This window comes from Bradyrhizobium oropedii, assembly GCF_020889685.1.
GTDB classification, from domain to species: domain Bacteria; phylum Pseudomonadota; class Alphaproteobacteria; order Rhizobiales; family Xanthobacteraceae; genus Bradyrhizobium; species Bradyrhizobium oropedii.
In genome coordinates this window covers 1-12,755 of sequence record NZ_JACMYO010000026.1, presented here as the reverse complement: position 1 = coordinate 12,755, position 12,755 = coordinate 1, and the positions used below count along the sequence as shown (strand labels likewise).

The 12,755-nt window shown below is 63.9% G+C and carries 14 protein-coding genes and 1 pseudogene; 10 read left to right on the top strand and 5 right to left on the bottom strand.

The window, feature by feature from the left end; genetic code table 11:
- Positions 1-55: 55 nt before the first annotated feature.
- The gene (locus H8A95_RS10025; RefSeq protein ID WP_229183023.1) at positions 56-1,720 is read right to left on the bottom strand and encodes an alpha/beta hydrolase domain-containing protein; all 1,665 of its coding nucleotides are present in this window, start codon (positions 1,718-1,720) and stop codon (positions 56-58) included.
- A 49-nt stretch (positions 1,721-1,769) separates the two neighbouring features.
- Complete coding sequence (locus H8A95_RS10020) at positions 1,770-2,288, bottom strand: hypothetical protein (RefSeq protein WP_229183022.1); 519 nt, start codon at positions 2,286-2,288, stop codon at positions 1,770-1,772.
- Between the two features lie 343 nt (positions 2,289-2,631).
- On the opposite strand from H8A95_RS10020, the pseudogene H8A95_RS10015 reads away from it, so the two are divergent.
- Positions 2,632-2,790, top strand: a pseudogene (locus tag H8A95_RS10015) (transposase); the annotation flags it as partial.
- On the opposite strand, the gene H8A95_RS10010 reads toward H8A95_RS10015, so the two are convergent.
- Positions 2,787-3,548: an SDR family NAD(P)-dependent oxidoreductase gene (locus H8A95_RS10010; protein ID WP_229183021.1), complete on the bottom strand. Its 762-nt coding sequence runs from the start codon at positions 3,546-3,548 to the stop codon at positions 2,787-2,789. The pseudogene H8A95_RS10015 and the gene H8A95_RS10010 sit on opposite strands and share 4 nt — an antisense overlap.
- 107 nt (positions 3,549-3,655) lie before the next feature.
- Here H8A95_RS10010 and H8A95_RS10005 point away from each other — a divergent pair, with 107 nt between their 5' ends.
- From H8A95_RS10005 to H8A95_RS09975, 7 genes are all read left to right on the top strand, one after another.
- Positions 3,656-4,171 (top strand): CvpA family protein, encoded by a 516-nt coding sequence (locus H8A95_RS10005; RefSeq protein WP_229183020.1) that lies wholly within the window; start codon positions 3,656-3,658, stop codon positions 4,169-4,171.
- A 136-nt stretch (positions 4,172-4,307) separates the two neighbouring features.
- Positions 4,308-5,090: an SDR family oxidoreductase gene (locus H8A95_RS10000; protein WP_229183019.1), complete on the top strand. Its 783-nt coding sequence runs from the start codon at positions 4,308-4,310 to the stop codon at positions 5,088-5,090.
- Complete coding sequence (locus H8A95_RS09995; protein WP_229183018.1) at positions 5,087-6,076, top strand: NADPH:quinone reductase; 990 nt, start codon at positions 5,087-5,089, stop codon at positions 6,074-6,076. Before H8A95_RS10000 ends, H8A95_RS09995 begins: the two co-directional genes overlap by 4 nt.
- A 131-nt stretch (positions 6,077-6,207) precedes the next feature.
- On the top strand, positions 6,208-7,056 hold the full coding sequence (locus H8A95_RS09990; RefSeq protein WP_229183017.1) for an MBL fold metallo-hydrolase: 849 nt from the start codon (positions 6,208-6,210) through the stop codon (positions 7,054-7,056).
- Positions 7,057-7,196: 140 nt separating this feature from the next.
- A complete protein-coding gene (locus H8A95_RS09985) occupies positions 7,197-8,039 on the top strand; it encodes a fumarylacetoacetate hydrolase family protein (RefSeq protein ID WP_229183016.1) in 843 nt (280 codons plus the stop codon).
- 211 nt (positions 8,040-8,250) lie between these two features.
- A complete protein-coding gene (locus H8A95_RS09980; RefSeq protein WP_229183015.1) occupies positions 8,251-8,865 on the top strand; it encodes a glutathione S-transferase family protein in 615 nt (204 codons plus the stop codon).
- A gap of 229 nt (positions 8,866-9,094) precedes the next feature.
- A complete protein-coding gene (locus H8A95_RS09975) occupies positions 9,095-9,967 on the top strand; it encodes an MBL fold metallo-hydrolase (RefSeq protein WP_229183014.1) in 873 nt (290 codons plus the stop codon).
- A gap of 79 nt (positions 9,968-10,046) precedes the next feature.
- Here the strand turns inward: H8A95_RS09975 and H8A95_RS09970 are convergent, their stop codons facing one another.
- Positions 10,047-10,589, bottom strand: coding sequence for a methylated-DNA--[protein]-cysteine S-methyltransferase (locus H8A95_RS09970; protein WP_229183013.1), 543 nt, complete (start codon positions 10,587-10,589; stop codon positions 10,047-10,049).
- 146 nt (positions 10,590-10,735) lie between these two features.
- Here H8A95_RS09970 and H8A95_RS09965 point away from each other — a divergent pair, with 146 nt between their 5' ends.
- A complete protein-coding gene (locus H8A95_RS09965) occupies positions 10,736-11,557 on the top strand; it encodes an alpha/beta fold hydrolase (RefSeq protein WP_229183012.1) in 822 nt (273 codons plus the stop codon).
- Between the two features lie 191 nt (positions 11,558-11,748).
- On the opposite strand, the gene H8A95_RS09960 is transcribed toward H8A95_RS09965, so the two are convergent.
- On the bottom strand, positions 11,749-12,204 hold the full coding sequence (locus H8A95_RS09960; protein WP_229183063.1) for a carboxymuconolactone decarboxylase family protein: 456 nt from the start codon (positions 12,202-12,204) through the stop codon (positions 11,749-11,751).
- Between the two features lie 110 nt (positions 12,205-12,314).
- Between H8A95_RS09960 and H8A95_RS09955 the strand changes: the two genes are divergently transcribed.
- Positions 12,315-12,755 (top strand): sigma-70 family RNA polymerase sigma factor (locus tag H8A95_RS09955; protein ID WP_229183011.1); only part of this gene is annotated, 441 nt, incomplete at its 3' end.

Here is a 12,755-nt window from a genome sequence, read left to right as displayed (position 1 = left end):
CCTCTCACTCCATCCACTAGTTTCGGTGGCAGGCCTAGGCTCCGGCTTGGCTAACTCAACGTGGCTCGGCATTCGTTGGTGCGGGCGCGAACAGGTTAGTCGACGCGGCTTCCTGAACGATCACTGCCGCGTCTTCCGGCAGCAGAAACCCACGCGCCAGCAGATCCTGGGCGGCGATCCGGATCCGGTTCACGTAATCGTCGCGGCCGTGATAGCGCTCTTCGATCGACGGGCGGGCGTCACCGGTACGCTCTCGTTCCGCTTTCGTCGCTGCGAATGGCGAGAAGGACCCGATCAGCATGCAGGTGAAGGTCTGCGGCTGGTTCTGGGCGCCATTGGTGCCGGTCGGCACCGCGACATCCGGCAGCCGCACGCCGCCGAGCGCGTTGCCGTCCTGATCGCGCTTCGGCACTTGTATCACTGCGGCGGAAAGCCGAGTCGGGGCGCGCAGCGCAGGTGGCTCGCCGCCCGAGGCTTCAAGCGACATCAGTTCGCTGGCGGGCGGCTTGGTGCCGCGGCTTACCCAGGCATCAAGGTGCAGCAGGAGGGCCCGCGACAGCGGCGACCAATCGAGGCGGCCCGGCGTCAGTGTGCAGGCCGGTGCCTTGGGGGCGGGTACATGCGGGCCTCCCGCGATATCGTACATCCGCACATTGGCAGGCAGTGGCTGATCCGCGGTTCCGGACGCGCCCGTGCGGCCAAGCGAAGCGCGCAGCGAATAGTAGTCCGTGGTGGAGCTCACGAGTATCATCTTCGGAGGCACCTCGCCCCGCGCCTCGACCTTGGCCGTGATCTCGCCGATCGTGAGAGGTCCGTCATTCACGCCGGGAAAATCCGGATTGTCGAATGTGGGAGCCCCCTCGGCGCTCGACATTGGTCCAAGGCCCGTCTGCAGGATCGGAAGAAGGCCGGCGGCCGAGACGAACACATGCATGCCGTCGAAGACGCGCCGGTTGCCCATCATGTTGAAGCCGTTCAGGAGAAACGTCTTCAGGAATCGTCCATCCTGGGACCTGCCGCTCGCGAGCACGCGGTTGATCGCTCCCTTGAGCGGGTTGGGCGTTCCACCCTTGTCGGAGGCTGCATGCGCGAGGAAATCTGCGGCGTCGCGGACGATCGCAAAGCCCACTCCCTCGACGAAGCGTGTCTTGCCGTCGGCGTCGGCGAACGAAGGCAGGTCCGCACCCTGTCCAAGCTCCCAAAAAACCTCCGCAACCGCGAAACCGTGGTCCTGGAGAAAGCCGGTGCCCTGCTCCAGCGTGCCCGGGAGGAATCGCACATCGCGTGGCGAGTTGTAGATCGCCTCGGCCCAGACTTGCCCGCGGTTGGGTACGTCCACCAGCAATGCGCCGTTTCCCCCGCGGGGAGCCGCCGGCATCATGAGAATAATCTTCGCGGCGTAGTCGACGCGCCCGCGTTCATTGCGCGACGCCTTGTCGATCCCCGGAATGACCTCTTGCGGCGATAGGTCGCCGTGGATCTTGCCCTGCCAGATCACATAATCGCCGGCACGAAATGTGCCGTAAGGCTGCTTCGACGTGAACTCGATCCGTGTGACTTCCGCGCTCACGGGCCGTGCCGTCGACATGAGGGTGAACAAGCAAAACAAGAACATCCCAATCGGCCCGTTTCGACGGTGCGGCATGGGAATTCTCCATAGTCGATAGCGGATGGTTCCGAGCATTTTTTGATCACGATACGCCGTATCAGAAGCGGACATCATGGATCGGCAATTTCTCACCGGTCCATCGCCTGTCGCGAAGACCTTCTCACTCCATCCAATAGTCGATGTCGGTCTGATTGGCATTGACGCCGGCCTTCGGCTCGGACGGCCCATGGCTACTAATGATGCCATGAATCCTGGCGAGGCTACCTGTGCCTCCAGTAATGACGCCCGATGTCATGTTTGTAAGCTTCCCGTCTCCACTGCTTTGGGCGACCAGAGATGTCCTGACAAAAAACTTGTCGCCATTCTCCAGTATCCAGACGTTGTAGATGAGGGCCGGACCATTGTTATCGATGTAGTCCGACATGCCGCGCGTCCACTGCTCCTTCAACTTCGACCCGTTGATCATGGGGGCATCGCCCCCATAGGTCCGCCGAATTTCGAAGAGCCGAGCTTGATGTCCCGGAATGTCGCCAACGTCGATGACGTGTTGTTGGGTGTATACCGTCTGAGTTGCCGGCGTATCATAGCTGACGTGGTGCTTTTGCTGCGCAATGGCCACCGGCGCGGTTAGAGCCATTGCGAGAGTGATCGGCATTCCAAGCGCGATATTGCGAAACATGCGTGACCTCTCATGCTCGAATCCATCCAACCGTGAAGGTATGGGCGGACGTTGCTTGTTGAAGATTCCCTCATCAACCGGTCAGCGCTCGGTAGCGACCGAGCCCTAGCCAAAGCTGATTTCACCGCGCTTTTCCGAGGTGCCATAAATTAGACCGATCGTCTAGTATTCGGCTTGGCTGCAAGCGATTTCGCCCATCAATCTTTTTTGACAGCGCTTTGTCGGACAAGGCTTCTGCCCGCTAAGCCGGTCATTGCGGTGCCCAACGCGGAGGTCAGCTACCGGCCAAGAAGGGACATAATCGATTGGCGGGCGTACCCTTGTAGTTTGACGGCTCAACGGTCTCTACCGCCCTCGCAACCAGGTCGAGCGGTTCTTCAACAGGATCAAACAATGTCGTCGGGTGGCGACGCGCTACGACAGGCTCGCCGCCAACTACCTTGCCTTCGTTCAGCTCGCATCAATCCGACTATGGCTGCGCCTTAATGAGGACGCGTCCTAATTCAACAGGAACCCGCCATCGACCGTCACCACGGTGCCGGTCATGTAGCGCGAGGCGTTCGACGCCAGCAGCATGATCGCGCCGTCGAGATCGGATTCGGCGCCGACGCGGCGCTGCGGAATCCGCTTTGCGAGGCGCTCGCCCGCTGGCGTCGACCAGAAATCGTGGTTCATCTCGGTGTCGATGTAGCCCGGTGCCAGCGCGTTGACGCGGATGTTGTTGCCGGCGAGCTCCAGCGCCATCGCCTTGGTGCCCTGGATCATGCCGGCCTTGGAGATCGCATAGGGCGAAACCGCCTTGAGCACACCCTGCCCGAGCACGGAGGCGACATTGATGATGTTGCCCGGCTGCTTGCGCAGGATCATGCGCCGCGAAAGCTCGGTGGCGAGGAAGTAGGCGCCCTTCAGGTTGGCGTTGACGACGGCGTCCCAGTCCGCCTCGGTCTGCTCGGTCGAGAGCTTCTCGATCGCGATGCCGGCATTGTTGATCAGGACCGAGACCAGACCGAGCGCGGCTTCCGCCACGTCGAGCGCTTTCGCAATGCCGGAAATATCCGCGACGTCCATCTGCACCGCGGCGGCGCGGCCGCCCTTGGCCTTGATCTCGTCCGCGAGGCTTTTCAGCTTCGCGGTCTGGCGCGCTGCCAGCACCACCGCAGCGCCATGCGCCGCCAGCACACGGGCGAATTGCCGCCCGAGCCCTTGCGAGGCGCCGGTGATGAGGATGATTTCTTTACTGACATCGAATAGGTCGGACATCGACAGGTTCCCGGATTGAAGCGGACGATTGATAGCTACAATTGTCCCTGATGTAAGCAGGTTTGATCAACCAGGGCACCGCAGGAGATTGGGCAGGACCTCCTTCCATGAACCTCTTCGACCTTGCCGTGACCATCGGGTTGCTGTTCGCGGTCGTGACCGGCTTCACGACCGGCCTGTTGCGCAGCGCGGTCACCATCCTGGCCTATCTCGTCGCCATGCCGCTCGCGGTCGCGGTGCTGGCGATGATCGGACCTCACATCGCGACGCTGCCGTCCTCGCCGTTTCCACCCAACGGGGTGCTGCTGTTCGGCCTCTTCCTTCTGATCGGCGTCATCCTCGGAAAAATGGCACGGACGATGCTGGATGACACCATCGGCTCGGAGATCGGGATCGGCGACCGCCTCGGCGGTGCGCTGCTCGGCGCCATCAGGGTCGGCCTCGTCGTGACCACGCTGGTGCTGGTGTTCGATCAGCTGGTGCCGCTGGCCAGGCAGCCGCAATTCCTCAACGGATCGCAATTGCGGCCGTTGTTCTCCGCGGCTGGACAAGCCGGATTCCGGTCGTTGCCGCCCGAAGCCACCATGGCGATCGAGCGATTGCGGCGCGAGCAGCGAATCTAGCCGATCGGGCTCACCCGCCTGTTCCGACCCGGCATGCACTTATGCATTGCACGTCCCTTACCGGCGCCGCCGAGCTTGGCTAGACTGCCGCCATCGAACCTTTACAAACCTATCCGACATCACAGGGAGCGAACTCGTGGATCTTGGAATCAAAGGCCGCCGCGCCATCGTCTGCGCATCGAGCAAGGGACTGGGCCGCGCCTGCGCGATCGCGCTCGCCAACGAGGGTGTGCATGTCACGCTGACGGCGCGCGGCGCCGAGGCGCTGAAGCAGACCGCCGACGAGATCCGTAAAGGCCATCCCGGCGTCACCGTCACCGAGATCGTCGGTGACATCACGACCCCGGCAGGGCGCGAAGCCGTGCTCAAGGCCTGCCCCGATCCGGACATCCTGATCAACAATGCCGGCGGCCCGCCGCCCGGCGACTTCCGCAACTGGACCCGCGACGACTGGATCAAGGCGATCGACGCCAACATGCTGACGCCGATCGAGCTGATCAAGGCGACCGTCGACGGCATGATGGCGCGCAAGTTCGGCCGCATCGTCAACATCACCTCGGCCGCGGTGAAGGCGCCGATCGAAATTCTCGGCCTGTCCAACGGCGCTCGCGCCGGCCTCACCGGCTTCGTCGCCGGCCTGTCGCGCAAGACCGTGATCAACAACGTCACCATCAACGGCCTGCTGCCCGGCCCGTTCGACACCGACCGTCTGCGCGGCACAGCAAAGCCTGAGGCTGAAAAGCGCGGCATCTCGGCCGACCAGGTCCTGACCGAGCGTGCCAAGCTGAATCCTGCCGGCCGCTTCGGCCGTCCCGACGAGTTCGGCTATGCCTGCGCGTTCCTGTGCGGCGACAAGGCCGGCTTCATCACCGGGCAGAACATCCTGCTCGATGGCGGTGCTTTCCCGGGCACGCTGTGAAAGCCGTTTGGTACGAACGAACCGGCGCGGCGCCGACGGTGCTCACCGTCGGCGAGATGCTGACGCCCGAGGCTGCGCTCGGCGAAGTCCGGGTTCGCCTCGAGGCCTCCGGCGTCAATCCGGCCGATGTCGGTCGCCGCAGCGGCAACTATCGCGCGATGGAGTTTCGGCGCGTGATCCCGAACAGCGACGGCGCGGGGATCATCGACCAGATCGGTGAAGGCGTGTCGCGTTTTGCCGTCGGCGATCGCGTCTGGCTGTTCAATGGCCAGCGCAACGGGCGCGCCTTCGGCACCGCGGCCGAGTACATCACGCTCGCCGATTATCTGGTGACGCCGCTGCCGCAGGACGTCTCGTTCGCGGCTGGAGCCACGCTCGGCATTCCCTGCATGACGGCGTGGTGCGCGCTGTTTGCCGACGGCCCGATCTCCGGGCAAACGGTACTGGTCACCGGCGGCGCCGGTGCTGTCGGTCACTACGCGGTGCAATTGGCAAAGTGGGGCGGCGCGCGCGTGATTGCGACCGTGAGCTCGCAGGTCAAGGACGTGGAGGCGCGGCTTGCCGGCGCCGATACGGTCGTCAATTACCGGACCGAGGACGTCGTCTCCAAGGTGATGGCCTTCACCGAGAACCGCGGCGTCGACCGCGTGATCGACGTCGATTTCGGCGGCAACCTCGCGACCACGCTGAAGATCATGGCGTTGAACTCGACGATCGCGGTCTATGCCACCAACGGCAACCGCACGCCTGTGCTGCCGGTGCGCGAATTGATGGAGAAATGCATCACGGTGCGCTCGCTGGTGTTGTTCGCGCTGCCGCCGCCGCTACTCGCCGCCGCGCAGGCCGACATCACGAACTGGCTGGAGTCGGGCACCCGCGTGCACAACATCGCCGGGCAATTCGCGCTGGCGGAGACCGTCGAGGCTCATCTCGCCGTCGAGAAGGGCGACAAGATCGGCACCGTGATCGTCGACTGCGCGCGATGATGGGCACGCGCTCGCTTCTCCCTCTCCCCGCAGGCGGGGCGAGGTGAGGTGGGGCGCTTGCTTGATCCATTGCGCCGGCGCGCGGAAGCCCGCATGATCCGGCGAGAAACAAGAAACCGAGGGCACGCCGCATGCAATGGACGATCGGCAAGGTCAAAATCACAAAAGTCGTCGAGCTCGAGACCGTCGGCAGCACACGCTTCATCCTGCCGTTGGCCGGCCGGGAAGAGATCCAGAGCCTGCCTTGGCTGATCCCGCATTTCGCCAATGAAGACGGCCGGCTGAAAATGTCGATCCATTCACTGCTGGTGGAAACGCCGGAGCACCGCATCATCGTCGACACCGGGCTCGGCAACGACAAGCAGGGCCGCAACGTGCCGACCTGGAACAACCGCAGCGATCCGTTCCTCGAAAAACTGACCGCGGCCGGATTTGCCCCTGACAGCATCGACACCGTGCTGTGCACGCATCTACATGTCGATCATGTCGGCTGGAACACGAAACTCGCCGGCGGCAAATGGGTGCCGACCTTCGCCAACGCGCGTTACGTATTCGGCAGGACTGAATACGAGCACTGGCGCGACCACAGCGACGATAGCGCGCATGCCGCCGTGTTCGCCGACTCGGTGAAGCCGATCGCGGATGCCGGCAATGCCGAGCTGGTGCCGAGCGATTACCGCCTGACCGAAGAGATCACGCTGATCCCGACGCCGGGTCACAGCCCCGGCCACATGAGCATCCACATCAAGTCCGCTGGCGAGGAAGGGCTGCTGACCGGCGACGTCGCGCATCATCCCTGCCAGATGTATCACCTCGACTGGTCGTCGACTGCCGACTCCGACCAGAAGCAATCGGCCGCGACGCGGCGCGAGCTGTTCTCGCGCTTTGCCGATACGCCGACGCTGGTGATCGGCGGGCATTTCAATGCCGGCCACATCAAGCGCGACGGCAACGCCTTCAGGTTCGTCGCGCTCGCATGATCGGCCCGAACCGGCCTTGAATAAAGGCTTGGCTGCAATGCAACGCGCTCATGGCGGTTGAATTTCCGCCCGCGCTGTTCCATGAAGCGTGTCGAGGTATACCAGTAACAATCCTCAAGACATCGTAGGGAGTGATCAACATGAAGCTTGTTCGTTATGGCGAAAAGGGTGCGGAAAAGCCCGGCCTGATCGATAAATCCGGCCAGCTCCGCGACCTCTCGGCGCATCTGAAGGACCTGACGGGCGACGCCTATTCGCCGGAACAGCTGAAGAAGCTTGCTGCCCTCGATCCCGCCTCCCTGCCCGCCGTCTCGGGCAAGCCGCGCTTCGGCGCCCCGGTCACCGCCATCTCGAAGTTCGTCGCGATCGGCCTGAACTATTCCGACCATGCCAAGGAAACCGGCGCCGCGATCCCGACTGAACCGATCATCTTCATGAAGGCGAATACCTCGCTGTCCGGCCCGAACGATGCGGTCGAGAAGCCGCGCGGCTCGACCAAGCTCGACTGGGAAGTCGAGATCGCCGCGATCATCGGCACCCGCGCCAAGTACGTCTCGGAGGCCGACGCGCTGAACCACGTCGCCGGTTATTGCGTCTGTAACGACGTCTCCGAGCGCAACTTCCAGACCGAGCGCCTCGGACAGTGGACCAAGGGCAAGTCGCACGACACGTTCGGTCCGGTCGGCCCGTGGCTGGTCACCAAGGACGAAATCGCCGACGTGCAGAACCTGTCGATGTGGCTCGACGTCAACGGCCAGCGCCGCCAGACCGGCTCGACCAAGACAATGATCTTCACGATGGCGAAGTGCATCTCCTACGTCTCGCAGTTCATGACGCTGCTGCCCGGCGATATCATCACGACAGGCACCCCGCCCGGCGTCGGTCTCGGCATGAAGCCGCCGACCTTCCTCAACGTCGGCGACGTCGTGACGCTCGGCATCGAGGGCCTCGGCGACCAGCGCCAGGAAATCGTCGCGGCGTAATTTGCGGGATCGTCATCCCCGCGCAACGGCTTCGCCGTTGTCGCTGGAGGAGCGCGCAACGCGCGCGTCTCGAAGGATGAGCCAAGGACGCCGTCATCCATCCGTCGGAATGGTGACGGACGAGCATCGATCACTTCCCATCCTTCGAGACGCGCGCCCAAGGGCGCGCTCCTCAGGATGACGACTGTACGTTCGGAAAGAGGTCATCTCCATGAAACTCACCTTCTCTCCCGCCTCCCCGTTCGCCCGCAAGGTGCGCATCGCGGCAATCGAGCTCGGCCTGATCGACAAGATCGAGTTCGTTCCGGCGACCGTTGCGCCCGGTACGGCCAACGACGAATATTCCAAGATCTCGCCGCTGAAGAAACTGCCGGTGCTGATCCTCGACCATGGCGACGTGATCCTGGATTCCTACGTCATCGTCGAATATCTCAACGAGATCGGCGGCGGCCGGCTGATCCCGGGCTATGGCCCGCGGCGCTGGCAGCTGAAGACCGATCACTCACTGCTCAACGGCATGCTCGATTCGATGCTGCTGTGCCGCTACGAGAAGATGGTGCGGCCGCAGGGCTCGCTGTGGCAGGCCTGGTATGACGATCACTGGAACAGGGCCTGGGCCGGCATGGCACGGTTCGAGAACCGGCCGGACGTGCTGAACGGCTCGTCGTTCGACATCGCGCAGATCGGCCTCGTTTGTGTGCTCGGCTATGCCGATTTCCGCTTCGCCGATTGCGGGTGGCGCAAGGCCTATCCGAAGCTCGACGCCTTCTACCAGAAAATGCTGGAGCGGCCGTCGGTGAAGATCTCGGCGCCGCCGCCGGCGTAGCAAAGAAAAGCGCGGGGAGAATGACGATGCGCGAATGCGTCCCCGCCTCTCGATTTTCAGCGCGAGCCCAGTGCTCGCGCTGACCGTCTCCGATCTCGACTTTGTGATGATGATGACGGCAGCCCGGTACAGCCCCCGCCGGAGCAAGACCTTGCGGCGATGGATATCCTCGCCAACATCAACATTCCCGCCGTGCGGGACGCGCACTGACCTCATCCAAGGAATCACCATGAGCCTGAAATTTGCCGCCGGCGATCTCACCATTCATCGCATCGTCGAGGAGGAAGGGCTGTTCCTGCCCGCGCACGACATGCTGCCCGGATTGACACCCGAAGTGCTCGCCGAGAACCGCGCCTGGATGAAAGCGGCCGGCGCGCTCGACGACAGCGACACATTGATCCTGGCGTTCCAGTCCTACATCGTGAAGACGCCGCACCACACCATCCTGATCGACAGCTGTATCGGCAACCACAAGCCTCGGCCGGGACGGCCGACCTGGAACATGAAGACCGACGACAATTATCTGCGTGGCCTTGCGTCAGCCGGCTTCGCGGTCGACGACATCGACTATGTGATGTGCACGCATCTGCATGTCGATCATGTCGGCTGGAACACGCGGTTGGAGAACGGCCGCTGGGTGCCGACCTTCCCGAACGCGCGCTACGTGTTCGACAAGAGTGAGTTCGACTACTGGACCGAGACCAACGCCAAGGCCGAGGTCCCGCCGTTCGTGGACAGCGTGCTGCCGGTGGTGGAAGCCAAGCGGGCCGAACTGGTCGGCAACGATTTTGCGATCGGCGACCATATGCGTATCCTGCCGACGCCCGGCCACACCCCGGGCCATGTCGCCTTCACCTTCGGCCGCGGCAAGGATGATGCGGTGTTTGCCGGCGATTTGATGCACTCGCCGATCCAGACGCTCTATCCAGAGCTGTCGCCGAAGTTCGACGTCGACCCGACGCTGGCGGCAAAAACGCGCCGCAGCTTCCTGGAGCGCTATTGCGACACCGACACGCTGTGCTGCCCTGCGCACTTCCCCTCGCCGACGGTCGGCAAGATCAGACGGAAGGGCAACGGGTTCGTGTGCGAGACGGTGAAATAGGCGAACTGAATTCGCGGCAACCTTGCTACCACCCTCCCCTGGAGGGGCCCCTCCAGGGGAGGATAAGAAGACCACGTCCTCAATCAAACAAGCTCGGCGTGTGGTTCACCACCGCGCCTTCGATCTGCAGCATCTTCAGCTTGGTCACGACGCCACCATTGGCCGAGAAGCCGCCCGGCTTGTTGCCGGCCGCCAGCACACGGTGGCACGGTACCACGATCGGGCACGGGTTGCGGCCGAGCGCCTGGCCGACATCGCGCGACAGCTCGACGCCGCCGAGCTGCTTGGCGATGTCGCCATAGGTCACGGTTTTCCCGGGCGGGATTTTGCGCGCGATGTCGTAGACGCCGCGATTGAACGCCGGGACGCCGTCGAGATCGAGCACGATGTCGGCGAGGTCGTTCGGCTTGCCGGCGAGCAGCTCGATCATGCCGTCGATCGCATGCTGCACCTCGACGGGCGGGGCCGCCTCGGTGACGTCGCCGTTGCGCTGGGCAATCCGCTTGCGGGTCTTCTCCTCGGTGCCCATCGGCAGCTGCACGCCGGTGACGCCGTGCTCGCCCCAGACGACGCCGCAGGCGCCGATGATGGTCTCGAAGATTGCAAAATGCTGGCCGGTCATGGCTCGCTCCAGATGTTCCTTCAATAGCTCACGCGTGAGCCTGGTGTTGATCTGAAATCTAGGCTTGGAGAATGTTGCTATCCACCCGAATTCCGTGGGAACCTGGGTTAAATCAACAACATCTCCCCGCCCTTCACGAGCCCCCAATGCACAGTCTCCACGTCAACGGTTTCGACATGCCCTATCTCGATATCGGCAAAGATACCGGCAATGGGCCGCCGCTGGTCTGCGTGCATGGTTCGCTGTGCGACTTCCGGATCTGGTCGGCGGTGCTCGGCCCGCTGACGCGGGCGCATCGCGTGATTGCGGTCAGCCTGCGGCATTTCTTCCCGGCGCATTGGGACGGTGTCGGCGACACCTATTCGATCGCGCAGCATGTCGACGATGTGATCGCCTTCATCGCGGCCTTCGACACCAAGCCGGTCGACCTGATGGGGCATTCCCGCGGCGGCCATATCTGCTTCCGTGCCGCGCAACGGCGGCCGGACCTGCTGCGCAAGCTGATCCTCGCCGAGCCCGGCGGCGAGCTCGACGAGACGCTTGATCCCGACTTCAAGCCGGGCCCCTCGCCGCTGGCAACACGCTTCGCGGCATGCGCCGCGGAGATCGCCAAGGGCGACATCGACGGCGGCTTGCAGATGTTCATGGACGCGCTCGAAGGCCCCGGCGCCTGGAAGCGGATTCCGGCAACCTCCAAACAGCTCTTGCGCGACAACGCGACCACGTTGATCGGCCAGACCCGCGACCAGCGCCCGCCATTCTCGAAGGCCGACGCGGAGGCGATCAAGGCGCCGACGCTGTTCATCGGCGGTGCCAACACCAAGGGCGCGCTGCCGAAGGTGCTGCACGCGCTCGCCGCCAATGTGAAGGGGTCGCGCACCGAGATGATCCCGGGCACCACGCATCCGATGTTCGAGCAGGCGCCGCAGCGGTACTGCGAGATCGTGCTGGATTTTCTGGCGGCATAGGCGGTGCACCCTCTCCCCTTGTGGGAGAGGGTGGCTGGCGCGCGGCGGCATCGCGCCGGGTGAGGGGTTCTCTCCGCGGAGACAGACCCCTCACCCGGATCGCATCTGTCGATGCGATCCGACCTCTCCCACAAGGGGAGAGGTGCAGTGAGCGTGTGGAAGCTCTTTCCCCACAAATAGCAGGGAGGAGATCACACCTTCCACGCACCGACCGGCTGGCGCACGGCCACGTTCAGCCGGTTCCAGACGTTGATCGCCGCGATGCCGAGCACCAGAGACGCAAGCTGCTGCTCGTCGAAATGCTTGGCCGCGTCGTCCCACACCGCATCCGTCACCGGGTCCTCGCGGTCGCTAAGCCGGGTTACCGCTTCGGTCAGCGCCAGCGCGGAGCGTTCGGCTTCGGTGAAATACGGCGCGTCGCGCCAGGCGCCGACGGCAAACAGCCGCTCGTCGGTCTCGCCGGCGCGCCGGGCGAGCTTTGGGTGCATATCGACACAGACGCTGCAGCCATTGATCTGGCTGGCGCGCAGATGGACCAGCTCGAGCAGCTTTTCCGGCAGCGCCTTCTTGGTACTCTCGCTGAGCGCCTGCAGCGCCTTCATGGCATCGGGAACAACCATCACCGGGTGGTTCATGCGGGCTTTCATCATGTCACTCTCCTGATTTGCCTTTTGACGCTGCCGTGCCGATCTGCTGTCACATCGGCCGACTTTCGTTCGTCAAGGCCATGACGGAGCGGACAAAGGGAATGTGACCGATGGACGAGAAGAATTCTCTCACCGAACAGTTCGAGGCCAACCGGCCGCGCTTGCGGGCGGTGGCCTACCGCATGCTGGGTTCGACCGCCGAGGTCGACGACGCCGTGCAGGAGGCCTGGCTGCGGCTTGGCCGCACCGATGCCGCTGCGGTCGACAATCTCGGAGGATGGCTGACCACGGTGATCGCGCGGATCTGCCTCGACATGCTCCGCTCGCGCAAGTCGCGCCGCGAGGAGCCGATGGGCCCGCACGTGCCGGAGCCGATCGCGGACAATCCCTCCGAGCGCGAGACCGAGATGACGGATTCGGTCGGCGCGGCGCTGCTCGTGGTGCTGGAGACGCTGGCGCCGGCCGAGCGGCTGGCATTCGTGCTGCACGACATGTTCGCGGTGCCGTTCGAGGAGATCGCGCCGATCGTCGGGCGCACGCCGGCCGCCGCG